The following is a 19,322-nucleotide window of genomic DNA, read 5'->3' on the forward strand; positions in this document are numbered from 1 at the left end:
AATGACGACCGACGGCGTCGAGGCCGTGTTCCTGGAGACCCACAACTGGGGCCGGGCCGCACGCTTCTTCCAGGCACTCGGGTTCACCCTCGAGTTCGAGACCGACCACAGTTCGGGTCAGTTCCGGGCCAGCGACGGACCGTACGTGTTCATCGCCGAGGTTCCCGAGGACAAGCCGACCACGACCCAGCTCGTCCTCAAGGTGCCAGACGAGGATGCTTTTCATCCCGGCCCGGACGTCGAGATCGTGACACCGTTCGAGGACACCCACTACGGCACGCGGGAGATGACCGTGCGCGATCCCGACGGTCGGCTCTGGAGCCTGCAGGCAGGGGGGAAATCATGATGGCCGCCGTACCGGACAAAACCTCTGCGCCAGCCAACACCGCGGTACCGGACGGCACCGCGGTGCGGGTCGCGCTGTGGCGGGCGCTACACCTCGCGGTCGACGCGCCGCCGCACGTGCTCGCCGACGAGATCGGCCTGCGCCTGGCCGCGCCGCCGCAGGACTGGCGGGACCGGCCGGACATGGACCCGGCGTTCACCCGCGGATTCCGGGCCTCGATGGTGGCCCGCGCCCGCTTCGTCGAGGATCTCGTCGCCCGGGAGGTGGAACGCGGTGTCGGCCAGTACGTCATTCTCGGCGCGGGTCTGGACACCTTCGCCCAGCGGCGGCCGGAGTTCGGCGGCCGGCTCACGGTGTTCGAGGTCGACCAGCCCGCCACCCAGGCTTGGAAGCGAGAGCGGCTGATCGAGCTCGGCTACGGCGTGCCCGCCTGGCTGCGCCTGGTACCGGTCGATTTCGAGGCGGATGGAGGCTGGTGGAAACAGCTGGCCGCCGCCGGTTTCGATCCGGGCCGTCCGGCGGTCATCGCCGCCACCGGCGTCACCATGTACCTGACCCGGGAGGCCACCGCCACCACCCTGCGCCAGATCGCCGAGCTCGCGCCCGGATCGCGCGTCGCGCTGACGTTCCTGCTGCCAGCCGAGCTCGTCGACGAGGCCGACCGGGCCGGCCTTGCGGCCTCGGCCCAGGGCGCGAATGCGTCGGGCACCCCGTTCGTCAGCTTCTACACCCCGGACGACCTGGCCGCCCTCGCCCGCGAGTCCGGGTTCACCGACATCAACCACGTCCGCGGCACCGACCTCGCCCACCGCTACTTCGCCGGCCGCCCCGACGCCCTGCGCCCCTCCTCCGGCGAGGACTTCCTCCTCGCGACCGTGTGAACGGACTGGGCCTGCGGTGCGGGTGCGGGTGCGGCCGGAGTGGGCCGGCGTGGCGAGGCCTCGCGCGTGTCCCAGCGGGTGCTGGCGAGTCGTCGTTCGGTGACAGTGAGCAGGTCAAAAATCTCGCCGGCCAGATAGCTGGTGGTGTTGCGTTCCACCTTGCGGGTGGAAAGGACACCGGCGGCGACGAGCTCTTCCAGTGCTTTGCTGGCTGCGGGAAACGAGATTCCCAAGAGCCGTTCGACGGTCCGGGCGGTCATCACCGGCGCCTCCGGAAGGAGATCGAGAAGGCGAAGCACTGTTGAGCCGGCTCGGGCCTGTGGCATCCGGCCCGAGGCCTGCCGGTGTGAGATCAGCCGTTGCGCCCACCGCTGTTCAAGCACGCTGATGTCATCACTGAACGCCCGAGCCTGCCCAGCCGCCAGGTCGACCGCACGTAGGAATCCGGTAAGCCAAGCGCCGACGCCCGCCTGCGCCGCATCGCTATCGGGCGGGCCGTCATACCGAAACGCGGTCAGGCCGGCGACATAGGCGTCGGATCGCGTGAGCAGAACCAGGCTGACCGGCAGGACCCCCGTGCGGATGAGCCCCCGCCGGGTCAGCACGGTGTGAATCAGGGCTCGGCCCACTCGGCCGTTGCCGTCGGTGAACGGATGGATGGTCTCGAACTGGGCATGCACCAGGCCGGCCTGGACCAGCGGCGCGTGCCCGGCCCCCGAGGCATACCGAGCGAGATCGTCGACCAGATCCGGCACCCGTTCCGGCGGCGGTGGCACGAACTCGGCGTCCAACGGATGCCAGTATCCACCGCCCAGCCAGTTCTGACTCACGCGCGGACCCGGCGGGTCCTGGTCAGGAAGCAGGGCCCGGTAGAGGCCCACGATCCCGTCGCTGGTCACCGCTGGTGCGGACGCGAGCGCGCCGCCGGCCTCGCGTAACGCGTTCACGTTGTTCGCGACCAACCGGGCGTTCGCCGAAAACCCACCCAAGGGCAGGCCCTCGACCTCGGCCAGCTCGACGAGCGCGAGCTGCTGCGGTGAAACCTGAAGGCCCTCGATCCGCGAGGAGGCGAGCGCCTCGGAACGCAGGAGGAAGCGGGCGAGCCCCTCCAGCCCACGCGCGCCAGGACTGTCCGCAAGCGCACGCACGGACGCCTCCACCTGCGCGCACTGCGCGTCCAGGTCCGCGTCTACCATCAGCGGCCGGCCCACCAGCGGATCGGGAAGATACGACCGATAGCTGCCCCCGCGGCGGTCCTGCCGGCCAGGAGCGCCCAGCACCGGCTCCCAGCGGCGCTCCTCGTAGCGGGCCACGCGTAAGCTCCCAACCTTTAACGATCAAGGCTGCCGTTAAACTCTAGGCACCTAGAGTTTAACGGCGTGGCGGCGGTCAGCCGGACAGAACGCCACCGAGTGGAGCCTGACGTGCCGTGATCTTCCGGTGGCTTATGCGCCAGCCGTGGTCGTCGCGGACGACGACGTCGTCGTGTGTGACGCTGACGGTGGTGCCGTCGGCGTGGACTCCGATGCCCTTCGAGCGGGCGTGCACCTCGCCGCCGGGCTGTTCGTCCAGGACGAGGTTCGTGACGTGGTGCCCGACCGGATTGGCCTCGCCCACGGCGAGCGCGGCGGCCCGGATCGCCGCCACGCCGACCAGCGTCCCGTACCCGAAGTCGGAGACGTCGTAGGTGACATCCGCGGTGAACAGGTCCACGATGCCCGCCAGGTCACCGGCGTCGATCAGGTGGCCGTACCGGTGGATCAGATCCGCGATGGCGATCCGGTCGTCGGTGCTCAGGGTCATCTGCTGACTCTCCCATCCCGCGGCCATAAGTGGGGAGTTCCCCATTTATAGCTCGCACCATAATGGACGACGCATCCGGTCGGCAAGGATCCGGGAGCACCGCGAGGAGGTGAGTGACCGTGGCGCGTCCGCCCACAGCCGCGGCCGCCCCCGGCACCGGACGCCGGTTGCGGGCGGATGCCGCGCGCAACGCCGAGCTTCTGCTTCGGGCCGCGCGGGAGCTCTTCGACGAGCGAGGTCCGGAGGTGCCACTGGATGAGATCGCTCGCCGTGCCGGTGTCGGCAACGCCACGCTCTACCGGAACTTTCCCAGCCGCGGCGATCTGCTCATCGCCGTCTACTCCGACGAGGTCGACGAGCTGTGCGCGCAGGGGGCGGCCCTCCTCGACGCCTCGGCGCCCGAGGACGGCCTGTACGCCTGGCTGGACCTGTTCGCCGAGCATGTCGCGTCCAGGCGGCCACTCGCCGAGGCGGCGATCGCGCAGGAGCCCGCCGAGCGGCGTGGGCAGTCCGCGCGGCACTGGCACGCCCGGATGCGCGCGACCACCGCGGCTCATCTGGCCCGTGCCCGCGAGGCCGGCACCGTGCGGCCCGAGCTCACCCCCGTCGACCTGCTCTCCCTCACCAGCGCCGCCGCTCTGGCCAGCACCGACCCGGCCGACGCGGTCCGGCTGATCCGGGTCATGCGCCACGGCATCGAACCCGCTGGGAGTGGTTGACCCTCCAGTCGGTGGAGACCCGAGGATCAACTCCATGATGATCGGTCAGCTGGCGGCGCGCACCGGACTGCCGGTGCGGACGTTGCGGTTCTACGCCGATGCCGGTGTGCTGCCCGCGCTGGGACGCACACCGGCGGGTTACCGGCAGTTCGGGCCCGACGCCGTGGCGCGGGCCCGCCTGGTCCGCACCCTGCGCGAGCTCGGCATCGGGCTGGACGACATCAGGCGTGTGCTCGATGCCGAAACGTCCCTGCCGGCCCTCGTCGCCGAGCATGTCCGCGCGCTGGACGCCCAGATCCGCCTGCTGCGGCTGCGGCGTGCGGTGCTGCGCGCGTTCGGATCCACCCATTCCACCGGTTTCGAGGAGCTCGCCCGCATGACCGACCTGACCACGCTGACCGCCGAGCAGCGCCGGCGGATCGTCGACGACTATCTGGACGCCGTGTTCGGCGACGCCCCCGACCCGGTCGCCGACCGGCTGAGCATGGGCGCGCCCGAGCTGCCCGACGACCCGACCCCCGAGCAGGTAGCGGCCTGGCTGGAGATCGCCGAGTTGTTGCGCGACCCGGACTTCATCGCCACCAGCCGCCGGATGGCGCAACGGGCCCGGGCCGAGGGGCCGCAGCCGGACGTGGGGCAGTTCGACGTCGGCAAGGCGGTGGGTGCATTCGCCGGGCCAGCCGCCCGCGCCGCGGTCGACCCCGCCTCCGCCGAGGCCCTGGCGGTCGTCGAACGCCTCGAGGCTCTCGGCCCCACCCCGCCGGAGGATCGCCGCCAGGTCGCCGACCGCATCGAGGCCTTCACCGATCGTCGGGTCGGCCGTTACTGGACGCTCGTCGGCATCATCAATGGCTGGGCGCCCGGGCAGGCCCCCGACGACATCATCGACGCATGGGAGTGGTACGCCCAGGCCCTGCGCGCCCATGCCGCACAAGGATCCGCCTAACCGGCGAGCATCGTCGTGAGCAGGCCGCGGGCGTGGTCGTCCGCATCCCTCATCGATGGCAGAACGGGCCCGGGAAGCGGATAGTCCGGCGGACACCTCATGGTAGTGTTCGTGCCGATCCCGGCCGATTCACCGCCCTGATTTCGGGATAGCGACCGAAAGGCCAGCATCGGCATACGTTGCCGATGCTGGCCTTTGCCAGATTCTTCGCAGGTGGGGTTACCGTGGCACAGACGCGTCGCAATGTGTGGGAGCTTGGCGGCGAGTGGGCCGACCCGATCCTCTGGTACGCCCGCGGGGTCGCCGCGATGCGGGCGCGACCCCTCGCCGACCCCACCAGCTGGCGTTTCTACGCCGGCATCCACGGGTTCGACCAGCAACTGTGGCGCGCGCTCGGCTACTTCACCTCCTCCGACCGGCTACCGAGCGATGCCCTGAGAAGGCGGTTCTGGGCCCAGTGCCAACATGGCAGTTGGTATTTTCTGCCGTGGCACCGCGGATATCTGCTCGCCTTCGAGCAGATCATCCGGGCCGCCGTGGTCAAGCTCGGCGGCCCGGCCGACTGGGCGTTGCCCTACTGGGACTATTTCAGACCGGGCCAGAACACGCTGCCGCCCGCCTTCGCCCGGCCCGACTGGCCGGACGGGGGAGACAATCCCCTGTTCGTACGGCCACGGTTCGGCCCGGCCGGCGACGGCACGGTGAACGTACCCCTCGACAAGGTGAACGTGCGGGCTCTGAACGAACGTGCCTTCACCGGAGTGTCCAATGGCGGCAGTCCTGGTTTCGGCGGGGTTGACACGGGCTTCGCGCATTCCGGGCGGATCCCCGGCGGGCTGGAGAGCCAGCCGCACAACATGGTGCACGTCCTGGTCGGCGGCGACGACGGGAGCCTGCCGGGTGCGATGTCGGTACCCGACAGCGCCGGCCTCGACCCGATCTTCTGGCTGCACCACGCCAACATCGACCGGCTGTGGGAATCCTGGAACCGGTCCGCGCCGACCCATCGCGATCCCACCGACGCCCACTGGACCGGCGGCCCGGCCGGGCGCGGCCAGCGGGCCTTCGCGATGCCGAAACCCGACGGCACTACCTGGACTTTCACACCCGCCGAGATGACCAGTCTCGCGGCCCTCGGGTACACCTACTCCGACCTGACACCGGCGATCGTCGCGGCGCCGCCCGCCGAACGGCTGGAGCGGCTCGGGATCACTGCCCACACGGAAGGAGCACGGCGCTTGCCGGACGACACCGGTTCCGAGGACACCACGGTCGAGCTGGTCGGCGCCTCCGCCGGGCCGGTGCCGATCCGGGGCAGCGACGTGCGCGGCCACGTGCGGCTCGACTCGGGCATGCGGCGCAAGGTCACCGCCAGTCTCGCCCCGGGGCTTCGGGCCGCGGGCAGTCCCCCGGCGCCGGACCGCGTGTTCCTCAACCTCGAGAACATCCGCGGGCAGTCGGACACGGCCGCCTTCGACGTCTACCTCGGTGTGCCCGACGACGAGGACCCGACCGCCTTTCCCGACCGGCTCGCCGGCAGTGTCGCACCGTTCGGCCTGCGCAAGGCCAGCACACCCGACCAGGAGCACGCGGGTCAGGGCCTCACCTTCGTCCTCGAGATCACGGACATCGTCGACCGGCTCCACCTCGGCAACTCGTTCGACGTCGACGCTCTGCCCGTCCGGATCGTGCCGATCAATCCGGTCCCGGACGAGGCCGGCGTCAGCATCGGCCGGATCAGCGTCTTTCGCGGCGGCGTCTGAACCGGCCTCGGACGATGAGATCCCAGGCACCGTCCGGGGCGACGCCCGAGGCCCGCCATCGTCGCCGCATCCGCGGGCCGGTACTGGCAGTCACGGCGATCGCGTGGGCGGCAACCCTCGCCATCCACGCGCTCATGTCCGGCTCGGGGCACTCCATGCACGGAGCGCCTGGTCCACACGACATGCGTGGCATGCACGCGATGCACGGCATGCCCGGCATGCCCGGCCCGGAGAACGGCCCGATCCTCGTCATCCTCGAAACCCATCCCGCGGACGCGATGGCGCCGGGGGACGCGTTCTCGGCGGAATCACTGTGGATGTTCCTGGTCTCCTGGCCGTTCATGCTGACGGCCATGATGGCGCCGCTGCTGATTCCAGCCCTGCGTCATGTGTACGTGCGCAGCCTGCCCAGCCGCCGGCGGCGCACCCTGGCGCTGCTCACCGCGGCCTATGCGGCGATCTGGTCAGCCGGCGGGCTGATTCTCTTCGTGCTCGCCGGCGCGATTCTGGCAATCAGGCGATGGCTGTCGTTGTCGCCGAACGGCACATTTTTTCCAGACAGCGCAGTTTTTCCGGACGATATGGTTGCCCTCGCAATCGGCGTCGTCGTGGCAGTGGCCTGGCAGTTCTCGCCGCTCAAACAGCGCTGCCTCAATCGCCATCACGCGCATCCGCCAATGGCCGCCTTCGGCCGCGATGCCGACGTCGCCGCGCTGCGATTCGGCGGCATGCACGCCTTCTGGTGTCTCGGGTCCTGCTGGGCGCTGATGCTGCTACCGCTTCTGTTCGACCGGTGGCATCTGGTCGCGATGGCTGTCGTCACGCTCTGGATCTGGGCCGAGGTCCTCGACCCTCCCGTGGCCCCGGCCTGGCGTCCACGTCTCCCGGTCACGGCCGCACGCCTCGTTTCCGCCGCCGCACGGCAGCGCTCCGTCACGCAGCTCTGCTGGGCCATCCGGGGCGACCGCGTCACCCCACCGACGCCGTCGTAACGACCGCCGCACATATCGGCGGCGGCCAGGGCGGGTCCGATCACGGAGCGCCCACTCGGGTCGCGCGGCGGTCAGCTGGCCCTGCGCACGTCCGCGCAGCCGGATTCGTCCGGCAGCAGTGGCCGCAGGCTCACGCGCCAGCGCTTGCCGCCGGATCTCCACGCGGTGGTGGTCACCGCCTGGCGCGCCGCGGCGGTCACCTTCGTTGCCGCGTCGCCCCGGGCCGTCACACAACTGAGTTCAGTGTCTGCGCGCAGTGGTTCTCCGGGCAGTGCCGGCCCTGGCCACGAACGCTCGGCCTGGCGCGGAAGGCCGTCGGCGCACAGCCCGCCCGGCTCGGTTCCTGCCAACGCGGTGGTGTCCGGGGAGGAGCAGGTGTCGGTCCACGGCGCGGCGATCGCGGCCACCGCGGCGGGCAGGTAGGTCGTTGATGTGCCGACCGCGCCCGCGCCCAGCGTCGCGGGCAGGTCGGTCAGCGCGTCATACAGGCTTCTGGCCGCCCGCCGCGCGGCCTGCTGGTGGGCGGTCAGCCCCGAGCCGTCCGATTCGAGCAACGCCGGTATCTCGGCCCTGGTGACGCCAGAAGCGGTGCGGATGGTGAAGCGGGTCGATGTGGCATCCGCGATGGGTGGCTGGCCGAAGTCCCGTTCGGTGCCGATGCCGGCCGCGACCGCCCGGTCGACGAGCCTGCGCACGTCCGCGACCGGGATCCGTCGAAGCTGGACGTTGGGCCAGGCCGGTGGCGGAGCGATCGCGATCTGCGGGCCCTCGTCGATCACCTGCCCGTCCGCGTAGATGGCCACGATCGGCAGCCTGGTGAGCACCAGGTCCGCCGGCACGAAACCACCCGTCCGCTCCACCCGCACAGCCACCGTCGCGCCGCTGCCGGCGCCCCCTCCCGTAGCGCCCCCGCCGCGTGCTCCGTCCACTGTGGCCACGCCGGTTCCAGCACAGGCCGCGGTCGCAAGAACCATCGGCACGACGGCCATCAGCAGCCGAGCACCGCGCGTCATCATAGCCATGGCCTTTTGTAACATCTCTGGCGAGCAGAGCAGGCTCACGTCCCGTGACTGCTGCCCGCGGCACCGGTGCTCACCGGCCGAGCGACGTCCCTGACCAGCCCGCTCCCCCGCCGCGTGCCCCGACGGCCGCGAGTCACCCCGAAGTCCTGACCATACTAAGTTATGCCACATGTCCAGGGCACCCAGCCGAGCTGGCCTCAGGCCATTCTGGTGGATTTCTACGGGACGGTCGTCGAGGAGGACGATCAGCTGATCTCGCAGATCTGCGTCGAGATCAGTGGCACCGCCAGCCAGCAGGTCGATCCGCGCACGGTCAGCGCGTACTGGTCGGCCCTGTTCTCGGACCTGTGCACGGCGTCCACGGGCCATTCCTTCATCACTCTGCGGACCCTGGAACGCCGGTCTCTCCAGGAGACGATCCGACGCTTCGGATCGTCAATGGACGAGGAAGCCCTGAGCGGGCGACTGTTCGCGTACTGGCAGCAGCCGACTCTGTTTCCTGACGCCACGGTGCTCCTGACCGAGATCACATGTCCGGTGTGCATCGTCTCGGACATCGACCGCGCCGACATCGAGGCGGCGATCAGCCAGCTCGGGATCCAGGTCGACCTGGTGGTGACGAGCGAGGACGCCCGCGCGTACAAGCCACGGCCGGAGCCGTTCCGACTCGCCCTTGGCCTGCTCGGGCTGACACCTGATCAGGTTCTGCACATCGGCGATTCACTGACCTGCGACGTGGCCGGAGCCACCTCGCTTGGCATCCCGGCCATCTGGGTGAACCGAACCGGCCGGACCCGCCCGCCGCAGCAACGGATCATCCACGAGGTGCCGGACCTGACCCCCGTCGTGGAAATCCTCGCCAGATCGTGACCGCCCACAACTGGCGATGACCTTCCGGCCGGGGCACCTGGCCGCGCCCCGATGCGGCCCGAGCCAATTCCCTCAGCCCTCGCGAGAAACCTGACCCAATGGCGGCAGCAATGTGCTGCATCTCACATACTTGCCCGTTCGAGCTTGGCCGTCACGCAGGGTCACAGCCGGAGAAGGGGCTCCGCCCTGGGGCTGGCCGGCGTCAATGCACGCATGCGGCCGGTGCGGCTTTCCGCCACGTCAGCGCCCCCATGCCCGACTTCGTCAAGCACATGTCACACGCCTCAGCTTCCGTTCAACGGCTGGCGCCCACGGCTCGGGATACATGCTGCCTGCTCTCCGTGACGGCCGGACGAGCTCCCAACTCACCCCGACGGGGATGATCCGACTTTACCGGGCGTTTGGCTGCGAAGCCACGCCAATCGCCTGGCACCGTTATTGATTGTTGAGCATATTTTCACGCGGGGGAGGTCGCCGCTCGTGGTGACAATCGGGCGAAGCTCGGGCGGAGGCGTCACACGGACGTTGCCATCGGCGAACATCGTTCGACCATGGTCAACGGCGCTCCAGGGCATCAAGGGCGACAGCCGGCCACCGGCCCGGGCGAGCCCGGGAAGTTCTCTGTTTATCACCGTATTGTATAGCCCTTTCCGCGGCGCCTCCTGACGCCGCGGAAGCATGCGGAAGCACCGGTGGGAGAATGGCCGGCCAGGTTTCCGTGCAATCGGGGGGCCGACATCTCGGATCCAATGAACCACCGCTGGAGGAGACATGACCCTACCAACGCTCCGCATACGTACGTCTATCTGTGCGAATCAGACGCATCGAGACGTCAGCGCCTGTGTCGAGGGGGGAGCAGACGCAATAGGCGTACTCGTCCAGGTAAAGCACCGGGCCGAGGACGCGGTGGACTTGGCGAAGGCCGTGGAGCTGCTGAGCCGTGTTCCCCCGTATGTGGGTCGATACGCGGTCACGCACGCGACCACTGCCGACGAGATACTCGAGCTCGCCCGGCTGCCCATCGACACCATCCAGCTCCACGGTGATGTGGATCCCGGCGCAATTCCCACTCTCCGCAACTCCGCACCACACATACGTCTCCTCAAGGCCGTCCACGTCACTGATGACTCCGCAGCTCCGGCCGGCGAACCATGGAGCTCGCTTGTAGATGGCCTGGTACTGGACTCGATAAACCTCCCGGAGAACAGAATTGGCGGCACCGGCCGCACCCACGACTGGTCGATCTCCGCAGGAATAGCAAAGGAGTCACTCATCCCGGTGATCCTTGCGGGAGGTCTCCGCCCGGAAAACGTCGGCGATGCTGTCCGGACAGTCCGACCCTGGGGGGTCAACGTCAACAGCGGGGTCGAGCAGAACGGAGCCAAAAATCGCGACCTGGTCAAAGGCTTTATATGGAGCGCGAATGCAGATATCCATAGATAGAAGGATCGATCTGGCCTGCCGTTGGCTCGAAGAGGCCGAGTCTCCGGCCGGGGGCTGGGGCTGGGTGGCCGACGTCCTCCCCAACCCGCAGAATACGGCCGAGGTTGTAGTCGCACTCTCGCACGCAGGGAGGTCAGGCCGGGAACTCGAGCACCTTCTGGATGCACTGGCCGCATGGGAGGTCGTCTGGCCGGACGGCCGGCAATGGGTCTTCGACACGCCCATCGACCAGGCCTGGCGGCTGCGTGGCCTATGCCGGTTACCGAAGACGCGGACCCGTGATCAGCACATCAGCCGAACGCTTCGAGAGCTGCGAAGAAAGTTCACCGGGCGCGGCTGGTCCCTCGCGCCCAGCCGCAGCGAGTCCTCGTTCGCGACCGCGGTGGCCCTTGTCGCCGTCGGCGAGGTCTCCGTGCGTGAGGCGGTACCGGCCCTGGCGCGGCACTACCTGGCGGCCTGGCAGTGGCTCCTGGCAGATCTGAATCATCCCAGCAATCTGGACTGCACCATCGCACATACCTCCTGGGCGCTACTCGCGCTCTCGGAACCGGCTTTCTCAGAGTGGCGAGACGGCGCCTATCGGCGCGCGGTGAAGGCGGGCCTGCAACGGCTGATCGACGCGCTGGGCGGCCCGATCCCGGTAGAGGAGGAACAGTTCTCCCGCGGGCCGATCCGCGACAAATGGCGGCACCCCAATCTGGCTGTGGTCATTCAGGCGGTCCTGCGCATCGAACCCGCACAACTCTTCAATCCCTCGATTCGCCAGAATTTTGGCGAGCTGATGCGGCATCAACGTACCGGAGCCGCAGGCGAAGAGGGAGCATTTGCCCTTAACGAGGCGGGCCCGGCCACAACCTACTCCACCACGCATGGGATACAGACCATGGTCATGGTGAAGCAGGCATTCGCGCAGGCGTCACCGGGGGATGTTCTGGAGCTTTTCTGCCGGATCGACGGACGCCACCATACGGATGCCCAGAAGATCGCTCCAGCCTTTGGCGGGAACGCGATCATCATGAACAGCACAGCCGGCCTGACCATCGGCATACTGTTCACTTTTGCGATCACGATGTTCGCCGCCTTCATGCTCGGCGGAGTCGTCCTCACCGACATCTCGCGTAAGGTTCTTGCCTGCGTTCTCATCTATTTTCTCGCGATCGGCTGGTACGGATACCTGGCCGCCCGACTGCCTCACACCCCGAATCGGAACATCGCACTGTCGATCTACGGCGCCGTCACCGCAGTTGCCCTGCCCATCGTCACATATCTCGTCACCTGAGGTTGCTGTATGTCACTGCTCGAGAGATGGAAAAACCTCGCCGAGGACTGGTCCGCCTGGGCTCGCGACCCCGACCATGATTTCTATTTCTGGCATTTCAATCTCCCGTCACTCCTGCGGATGGTTCCGCCCGGGGCGAAGCGGGCACTCGACCTTGGCTGTGGCGAGGGCAGAGTGGGTAGGCACCTGCTCCGGGCCGGAGTCGACGTCGTCGGCCTGGACATCTCCCCACACCTGGTCAGCAAGGCCATGGACGGGGATCCACCGCTGCGGACGGTCCTCGCGGACGGAACCGACCTTCCGTTTCGGGACGCCGTTTTCGATCTGGTCATCGCCTCGATGTCCCTCCAGGACATCACCGATGCGCCGGGGGCCATCGCCGAAGCCAGCCGCGTCCTCGCACCCGGCGGCTCCCTGTGCCTCTCAGTCGTCCATCCGCTCTCCTCATGGCAGGCCATCTCATCCCAGCAGGACCACGCTCGTTCCAGCTACTTCGAGGAGAGGGATTACGACGAACACGTCCACATAGAGAACAGGTCGATACATCTGCACAGCGCGCACCGGACCGTCAGTAGCTATTTCCTGATGCTTACGGACGCCGGCCTCGTATGCGACTACATGGCCGAACCCAGGCCGAGCACCGCAATAGTGCAGAAGTATCCCGGCCTCGATGACATGCGGAATAATCCACGGTTTCTTCACATCCGGGGCCGCAAGATCGACCTTTCGACGACCGCGGTGTGACTCCTGCGAACTGTCCGCACACGGGCCCCGTCCCCGGCTCGAGACCCCGCGTCCAGCGCCAGCGCGACCGCGGTAGCACAAGTGCTATCCTGAGGGCATGAACGAGATAGGGCTGCGTGAGGTGCGGCAGAACGCGAGCGAGCTGGTGCGGCGGGCCCAGGCCGGCGAGCGACTGACCATCACCGTCTCCGGTCGACCGGCAGCCGTTCTCGGTCCTGTAACCCTGCGCGCATGGCGGCGTTGGGACGATCTCGCGGAGGTCTTCGCCCTGCCGGCCGACGCCGACTGGCCCGGCGATCGCGAACTCGTCGACAACACCCTGACAGACCCTTGGGAAGATCGATGAATCGTGGCGTCCTCGACACCAGCGTGCTGGTGGCCACCGATGTCCTCCCGATCCCCGGCGAACTGGCGGTCAGCGCCATCAGCATCGCCGAACTCCAGTTCGGCGTTCTCGTCGCCAGGACACCCGAGGCCCGCGCGAACCGACTCGCCCGGCTCAGCGCACTCCAACGACGATTCGACCCGCTCCCGGTAGACGACGCCGTCGCCGACAGCTATGGACGACTGGCCGCCCGAGTCGTCGAAATCGGCCGTCAGCCACGGGCCCGGACGATGGACCTGCTGATCGCGGCGACGGCGCACGCTCACGGGGCCAGCGTCTACACCCGCAACGCCGCCGACCTCGCCGGCCTCGAAGATCTCATCACAATCGTGACGGTCTAGGCTTGGTCCGCGTGCAGTCCAGCCCGGCCGGATTGACCCAGCTCTTGTCAGCCGGCCCGCGCCTTGGCGGCGGCCTTCATCTGCTTCTTGTACTCGCGGACCTTGTCCCGGCTCTGCTGGTCGACGATGTCGGCAACCGAGAGGTAGCTGCCAGCCTCGCCGAAGGGCGCTGTGGCCTCGCGCCAGCCCGGAGCATCGACGTTGAGCTGCTTGCCGAGCAGCGCCACGAAGATCTTGGCCTTTTGCGTGCCGAAACCGGGCAGCGCCGCGACCCGCTTCAGCAGTTCACGCCCATCCTTGGCAGTCGTCCACACCCGGGCGGCGTCACCGTCGTAGCTGTCGACGACGATCTGGCAAAGCTTCTGCGTCCGTTGCGCCATCGCCGCCGGGAACCGGTGCAGCGCGGGCTGGATCGAGAAGACCGCGGCCAGCTTCTCCGGATCCATCACCGCCAGGTCCGCCGGGTCCAACAAGCGGCCGAGCCGGCGGGTCAGCTCCAGCGGGGCCGCGAACGCCCGCTCCAGCGGGATCTGCTGATCCAGCACCATCCCGATCAGCAGCGCCAACGGGTCGTTCGTCAGCAGCTCGTCGGCCTCGTCGATCTGGCTTAGGTGAAGTCCCACGCGAATACCGTAGTCGGCCGCAGAGCAGCAGCCGGCGGGCTACCGGTCATACGGCCGGAGGGCAACCAGCGAGCACCTGTGGCGGTCGGGCTACCCAACAATGACGGGTCCCGCCGAGCAAGATCGTCACAACCGCCTTCGGATCGCCCCACCGTGTTCCCGCCGGTCATAGTCCGTCAGCCCCGACTGATCCCGCACTCGGGACGCTGGTGGTGCCGCTCACCGACCCGCAGGCCGTCCGCGAGACGCTGAACATGCCGCGGACACCCTGGTGTCCTTCTGGAACCGTCGCGACCAGGGAGACGAGCTCCACTACGACTTCACCGACCCGACGCTGGACACCGGATTCCTTGCGGATGTCTACGAGCGGCTCTCCGACTCCAGGCGAAAGGAGCATGCCCTCGTACCCACGCCTGACTTCGTGGCGGATCTCCTGCTCGACCTGACGCTCGATCCCGCGATCGAGGAGGTGGGACATGAGCATGTTCGGCTGATCGACCGAGTATGCGGCTCCGGGCAGTTCGTTCTGGGCGCCTTCGACCGCCTGTTCAGCGAGTGGAGCCGGGAGGCGCCTGAGCTTCCCGCAGGTCATCAGGTACGCCACGCCCTGGCAGCGGTGCACGGTGTGGATCTGCTCCCGTCGTCGGTCGCACTCACCCGATTTCGACTGTTCGTGACCGCGTTGCGCGCCAGTGGGGTTACCGGACCGGTCGATGTGGCGGACCTCGACTGGCCGCTCAACATCAGGGTCGGTGACTCGCTGCTCGGACCCGAGGGCCCGCGGGCAGACGAGATCGAGCAGACCCACGGGACGGGCTATCACGTTGTCGTAGGGAACCCGCCCTACCTCACCGTCCGGGATCGGGCCCTCAGCCACCGCCTCCGGGAGCGTTACTACACCTGCAGCGGATCGTTCCCGCTGGCGGTCCCCTACACACAGCGGTTCTTCCAACTGGCTCGTACGCCTGACGCCAACGGACGGGGCGCGGGCCACGTCGGCATCCTGACCTCGAACTCCTTCACGAAGCGGGAGTTCGGGCGACGGCTGGCCACGGAGTTCCTCGCCGAAGTGGTGACGCTGACCCACATCCTCGATGCGTCTGGCGCTTACATTCCCGGCCACGGCACCCCGACCGTTCTCCTTGTCGGCCGAAACCGGCGACCCGACGTGTCGCGGCCCATAGCCGTCGTGCTGGCCGAGCGCGGCGAACCCACACTGCCACCTGTACCTCGTGAGGGGCAGGTATGGCAGTCGATCCATCGACACGCACGTACGGCCGGCCTCTCCGATCGCTGGACGCGGTCCGTGAGCCTGGATCGGCGTGTCCTTCGCGAGTTTCCGTGGCAGTTGACCGACAGCACCGCGCGGGCTCTGATCGCCCGCATGTCCAGGCAATCCGTGCTGGGGGACGTCGCTACCCGCATCGGGTATTCGGCCATCACCGGTGCGGACGACGTCTTCATCGCACCGCCGGACGTCTTCCGCAGACTCGGGCCAGCGGAGGAGGGGGCCCTGGTCCGGATCACCACGGGCTCCGAGGTACGCGACTGGGCCGTTCAGACCGACAGGACCGGCTTCTTCCCCCGACACGACGATCACAACGCCGAGGACATTCGCAGCTACCCGCGCATCCATGACCGGCTCTGGCCCTACCGAACGACCCTGCGGGAGCGCCGTGCCTTCGGCGCCCTGCACCGCGCCTCTGGGCGGCCCTGGTACGACTGGACGCAGATAGCGGCGCGGGCGGGCAGCGACGGACCCGCGATCATCTTCTCCTGGGTGGCAAGCCACAACCACTTCGCGCTGCAGCGCGGGCGCGTCATCGCGCTGCAGTCGGCGCCGGTCATCGAGCTTCCGGAGGATTCCACCCGAGCCCGGTACGTCTCCCTGGTCGGGCTCCTCAACAGCTCAGCCGCATGCTTCTGGTTGAAGCAGCACAGCCACAGCAAGGGATCCGGGCTGAGACAGGAAGGCGGCGGGGAGGCATGGCAGGAGTTCTATGAGTTCACCGGGGCCAGCCTCCGTAGCCTTCCTCTGCCCGATGATTTCACGACCTGGCAGTCGGGTCTCCTGGATGGGCTCGCTCAGGAGCGGACAGCCTGCGCTCCAGAAGCCGTCTGCGTCCCTGGAGCACCAACCGGGGCACGCCTGGCCGAGGCCCGACGCCGGTGGGAGAGCATCGGGCGAGAAATGGTCGCGATTCAGGAGGAGCTGGACTGGATGATGTATGCCCGATATGGCATTCTCCCAGAGCCCGGCGATACTCTTCTCGCTCCGACCGAGAGCATCCCACCGATCAGTCCGGGTGAGCGGGCGTTCGAGATCGTGCTGGCCAGGAGGGTCGCAGCACGCGGGGAGAAGACGACCTGGTTCTCCCGCCATAGTTCGGCGCCGATCACCGAGATCCCCGACAGGTGGCCGGCCGCATACCGCGATGTCGTCGCCCGTCGAGTGGACGCGATCGAACGCAGCGACGATCTGTGCCTGCTGGAGAGGCCGGAGTTCAAGCGCCGGTGGCACAGCGACGGCTGGGACACGATGCAGGCCGGCGCGATGCGCCGGTGGCTGTTGGACCACTGCGAGACACGGCATCTCTGGTACGAGGATCGCGACGGGCCCCGTCACCCTCGACCACTTGCGATTGGTCGTCTGGCCAGACTCGTCCTGGCCGACCCCCAGGTGGTCGCGGTCGTGGCGCTCCTTGCGCCCGACCGAGACCCGGCCGAGGTCCTCACCGATCTTCTCGTCGAGGAGCACGTTCCATGCGCAGCGGCTATGCGGCATACTCCGACGGGTCTCGTGAAGCGGGCTGACTGGGAGATGGTCTGGGCGAACCAGCGCGCAGAGGACGCCAGCGAGCCCAGTTTTCAGATGGCATCCATGATGCCACCGAAGTACACATCCGGAGATTTTCTGCGTCCAAGCTACTGGCGAATCCGTGGCAAATTCGACGTTCCCAACGAGCGTTTCATCTCCTACCCTCCCCTCGACCCACGCATGCCGGACCGAACCCTGATCGGATGGGCAGGCTGGGAAACAGCCGAACGAGCGCAGGTCCTAGCCGATCTCCTCGCGGCCGACGGGGTGGGTAGCGACCAGCGGTCGCGAAAAACGCCGTTCCTGAATGCCCTGCACGAGCTCCTTCCGTGGCTGGAAAACGCGTGGGGACAGCCAGGCCCCGCGTGCGAGTCCGCATCAGGCCTTCCATTCACCCAGTACTTCTCCAGGCTCCTTGAGGAAGGCGACGAAACCCTGGAGGATCTTCGGGCATGGCGCCCGGAGCCACCTCGTCGAGGAAGACCCCGGAAGATCCGAACTTGATCACGAGACCAGCCAAGGGCGGACGCAGGCTTCGTGACGACCCGCCAAAGCCCCCGGCCATCGGGCCACGGCGATCAGATCGCCGTGTAGTCGGTGTAGTCCCGGCAGGTCGCGTAATCGTCGGTGTCCAGGTAGTGGCACCACGGAAGCTGCGAGTCGGGAAAGCGGAGTCGGCTCGTGCCCTTCCAACTCGCGACCTCCACATGGACACCAAGATCGCGGACGGCCTCCAGCGCCGGCACGAGGTCCGTGTCGCGGCTGAACAGGACGCCGATGTCGTAGGCATCCTCGCAGGCGAGACGCACGAAGTCCACGGCGAGGGCGACGTCGATGCCCTTCTCCTGCGCGGGCTCGGCCGGCCACGCCTTCGGGTAGCGGAGCTGCCGACGGACAACGACCACCCGCGGATCACGAGCCCAGCGGTCGGCCTGCCGGTCGCTGGCCCTCGCGGCCTCCGGCTGGTGATCGGGGCTGGGACGGCCACGGTAGACACGGACAGCCGCCAGCTCACCGCCGAGTCGTCGCCCATCGACGATCCGCCGCGCCACGCGCACGGGATCCACATGTCCACGCTGGCCAGGCGTGCCGGAGGGCAGGAACCTGCTGCGCGCCGAGAGGTGGACGTTCTGGTAGTCGATGAAGACAGCGACTCGCGGGGGCATGACGTAGCCGATCTAGAAAAAAGCCCCGCCAGTCCCGGAGGACGGCGGGGAGAAACTGAGTGCCACGCTACTGGCTCAGGCTCCGGCCCGTCAAACGCACGCACGGTCGCTCACTGTGGTCCTTCACTCCGGCAGCCCCGAGCCGGAGTGACACTACACGGGTCAGACATGCGCGGAATGTCGCATCCCGCTCCATCCTTCCGAAACTTGCTGGTCCAGCACCATCCCGATCAACAACGCCAACGGATCGTTCGTCAGCAGCTCGTCGGCCTAGCCTCCTACCAGACACCTGACCAGCGAGCTGCGCGGCGTCGCCCAGTTGTCACGGCTCGACGGTGGTCTGGCCTTCGTCGTCGGTCAGGACGCGCAGGTCGCGTCGCATGTGCCCCGCGTCATTGTCGGCATCCGCGAGGTATTGGCAGCGATAGCCGGTGTCCGCCTTCTGACCCGTCGCTCCTATCTTGACCAGGACGGCCGCTGGGATAACGTCGCAACGCGGGTCTTTCAGGGGAAAACCCGGCACCGCGGTCGCCAGCTTCCAGACCTGCTCGTAGACGTTCGTGGCCGTCAGGAGCGCGACGGAGGGCGGGGAGAAGCCGTAGGTGAGCCAGTCCGACCCGGGCGGGTCGTAGCCCCCCATGCCGACCGTCCAGTCGATCCGCAGGCCGTTGTACACGGTCGAGCAGTGGTTGGCCGCCTGGGGAACGGCGACGATCCGGTCGTTGTCGCAGCTGGCCTCGAGAGTGCCTCCCTCGGCGGCCATGGTGAGCGTCTTCCGGCGCAGTTCCGCGAGGATGGTTTGAAGAGTCGCGTCGCCGCCCCTGGACGGTTCCACCTCGGGTCGGCCATACCAGGCGGCGACGTAGCCGGGTTGTGGCCGGTTATCCGCACCGGGCGCGGTGGCCCACCCGGGATGGCCGGGGACGGACGCGAGCTCAGGCTGGCCGTCACCGCCCCGACGGGAGCCGTGGACGCCGAGCCGCCGCAGGCCCCGGCAAGGAACGCGATGCAAAGCAGCCCGGCGATGATTCCCGCGCGGCGGCCAGGCCACAGACGTCCATTCGTCACAGAACGGCACACCTGCCTAGTCTCCCACGCTTTGTCCGAGGCTCGAAGCCCTGCGTCACCGCATCAGCGCTGACGGCCCCTTCCAGCCCCGGCTGGGAGCCAAGACGACGCCA

18 protein-coding genes and 1 pseudogene are annotated in these 19,322 nt (G+C 68.2%); 13 read left to right on the top strand and 6 right to left on the bottom strand.

The window, feature by feature from the left end; all coding sequences use genetic code 11:
- Position 1: 1 nt before the first annotated feature.
- On the top strand, positions 2-346 hold the full coding sequence (locus MXD95_RS11185; protein WP_250640515.1) for a VOC family protein: 345 nt from the start codon (positions 2-4) through the stop codon (positions 344-346).
- Positions 346-1,227: a class I SAM-dependent methyltransferase gene (locus tag MXD95_RS11190; protein WP_250640516.1), complete on the top strand. Its 882-nt coding sequence runs from the start codon at positions 346-348 to the stop codon at positions 1,225-1,227. The genes MXD95_RS11185 and MXD95_RS11190 overlap by 1 nt, the downstream gene beginning before the upstream one ends.
- On the opposite strand, the gene MXD95_RS11195 is transcribed toward MXD95_RS11190, so the two are convergent.
- Both MXD95_RS11195 and MXD95_RS11200 read right to left on the bottom strand, forming a co-directional pair.
- Positions 1,158-2,540 (bottom strand): Fic family protein, encoded by a 1,383-nt coding sequence (locus MXD95_RS11195; protein ID WP_250640517.1) that lies wholly within the window; start codon positions 2,538-2,540, stop codon positions 1,158-1,160. The two genes, MXD95_RS11190 and MXD95_RS11195, sit on opposite strands and share 70 nt — an antisense overlap.
- A 76-nt stretch (positions 2,541-2,616) precedes the next feature.
- Positions 2,617-3,030, bottom strand: coding sequence for a nuclear transport factor 2 family protein (locus MXD95_RS11200; RefSeq protein WP_250640518.1), 414 nt, complete (start codon positions 3,028-3,030; stop codon positions 2,617-2,619).
- 119 nt (positions 3,031-3,149) lie between these two features.
- Between MXD95_RS11200 and MXD95_RS11205 the strand changes: the two genes are divergently transcribed.
- The 4 genes from MXD95_RS11205 (at position 3,150) to MXD95_RS11220 (ending at position 7,450) form a co-directional block, all read left to right on the top strand.
- The gene (locus tag MXD95_RS11205; RefSeq protein WP_250640519.1) at positions 3,150-3,749 is read left to right on the top strand and encodes a TetR/AcrR family transcriptional regulator; all 600 of its coding nucleotides are present in this window, start codon (positions 3,150-3,152) and stop codon (positions 3,747-3,749) included.
- 37 nt (positions 3,750-3,786) lie between these two features.
- Entirely contained in the window at positions 3,787-4,695 is a 909-nt protein-coding gene (locus MXD95_RS11210) for a MerR family transcriptional regulator (RefSeq protein ID WP_250640520.1), read from the top strand.
- Positions 4,696-4,919: 224 nt separating this feature from the next.
- Positions 4,920-6,458, top strand: a complete 1,539-nt coding sequence (locus tag MXD95_RS11215; RefSeq protein WP_250640521.1) for a tyrosinase family protein — start codon at positions 4,920-4,922, stop codon at positions 6,456-6,458.
- A gap of 191 nt (positions 6,459-6,649) precedes the next feature.
- Positions 6,650-7,450: a copper chaperone gene (locus tag MXD95_RS11220; RefSeq protein WP_250640522.1), complete on the top strand. Its 801-nt coding sequence runs from the start codon at positions 6,650-6,652 to the stop codon at positions 7,448-7,450.
- Between the two features lie 71 nt (positions 7,451-7,521).
- On the opposite strand, the gene MXD95_RS11225 is transcribed toward MXD95_RS11220, so the two are convergent.
- Positions 7,522-8,472 (bottom strand): cold shock domain-containing protein, encoded by a 951-nt coding sequence (locus MXD95_RS11225; protein WP_250640523.1) that lies wholly within the window; start codon positions 8,470-8,472, stop codon positions 7,522-7,524.
- A 162-nt stretch (positions 8,473-8,634) separates the two neighbouring features.
- Here MXD95_RS11225 and MXD95_RS11230 point away from each other — a divergent pair, with 162 nt between their 5' ends.
- The 6 genes from MXD95_RS11230 to MXD95_RS11255 all read left to right on the top strand — a co-directional run bounded on the left by MXD95_RS11230 (position 8,635) and on the right by MXD95_RS11255 (position 13,534).
- A complete protein-coding gene (locus MXD95_RS11230) occupies positions 8,635-9,342 on the top strand; it encodes an HAD family hydrolase (RefSeq protein WP_250640524.1) in 708 nt (235 codons plus the stop codon).
- 771 nt (positions 9,343-10,113) lie between these two features.
- Entirely contained in the window at positions 10,114-10,785 is a 672-nt protein-coding gene (locus tag MXD95_RS11235; protein WP_250640525.1) for a phosphoribosylanthranilate isomerase, read from the top strand.
- Positions 10,766-12,064 carry a prenyltransferase/squalene oxidase repeat-containing protein gene (locus tag MXD95_RS11240; protein ID WP_250640526.1) on the top strand — a complete coding sequence of 433 codons (1,299 nt, stop codon included), beginning with the start codon at positions 10,766-10,768 and terminating at the stop codon, positions 12,062-12,064. The genes MXD95_RS11235 and MXD95_RS11240 overlap by 20 nt, the downstream gene beginning before the upstream one ends.
- 9 nt (positions 12,065-12,073) lie before the next feature.
- Positions 12,074-12,808, top strand: a complete 735-nt coding sequence (locus MXD95_RS11245; RefSeq protein ID WP_250640527.1) for a class I SAM-dependent methyltransferase — start codon at positions 12,074-12,076, stop codon at positions 12,806-12,808.
- Positions 12,809-12,905: 97 nt separating this feature from the next.
- A complete protein-coding gene (locus tag MXD95_RS11250; protein ID WP_250640528.1) occupies positions 12,906-13,154 on the top strand; it encodes a type II toxin-antitoxin system Phd/YefM family antitoxin in 249 nt (82 codons plus the stop codon).
- The gene (locus MXD95_RS11255; RefSeq protein ID WP_250640529.1) at positions 13,151-13,534 is read left to right on the top strand and encodes a type II toxin-antitoxin system VapC family toxin; all 384 of its coding nucleotides are present in this window, start codon (positions 13,151-13,153) and stop codon (positions 13,532-13,534) included. The genes MXD95_RS11250 and MXD95_RS11255 overlap by 4 nt, the downstream gene beginning before the upstream one ends.
- Before the next feature lie 47 nt (positions 13,535-13,581).
- Here the strand turns inward: MXD95_RS11255 and MXD95_RS11260 are convergent, their stop codons facing one another.
- On the bottom strand, positions 13,582-14,157 hold the full coding sequence (locus tag MXD95_RS11260; protein ID WP_250640530.1) for an HhH-GPD-type base excision DNA repair protein: 576 nt from the start codon (positions 14,155-14,157) through the stop codon (positions 13,582-13,584).
- A 256-nt stretch (positions 14,158-14,413) separates the two neighbouring features.
- Here MXD95_RS11260 and pglX point away from each other — a divergent pair.
- Positions 14,414-17,479, top strand: a pseudogene (gene pglX / locus MXD95_RS11265) (BREX-2 system adenine-specific DNA-methyltransferase PglX); the annotation flags it as partial.
- Between the two features lie 74 nt (positions 17,480-17,553).
- Here pglX and MXD95_RS11270 read toward each other — a convergent pair.
- On the bottom strand, positions 17,554-18,141 hold the full coding sequence (locus MXD95_RS11270; protein ID WP_250640532.1) for an NYN domain-containing protein: 588 nt from the start codon (positions 18,139-18,141) through the stop codon (positions 17,554-17,556).
- A 322-nt stretch (positions 18,142-18,463) separates the two neighbouring features.
- Positions 18,464-19,153, bottom strand: a complete 690-nt coding sequence (locus MXD95_RS11275; protein ID WP_250640533.1) for a hypothetical protein — start codon at positions 19,151-19,153, stop codon at positions 18,464-18,466.
- Between the last annotated feature and the right edge of the window lie 169 nt (positions 19,154-19,322).

Source organism: Frankia sp. AiPa1 (genome assembly GCF_023243075.1).
Taxonomy (GTDB): domain Bacteria; phylum Actinomycetota; class Actinomycetes; order Frankiales; family Frankiaceae; genus Frankia.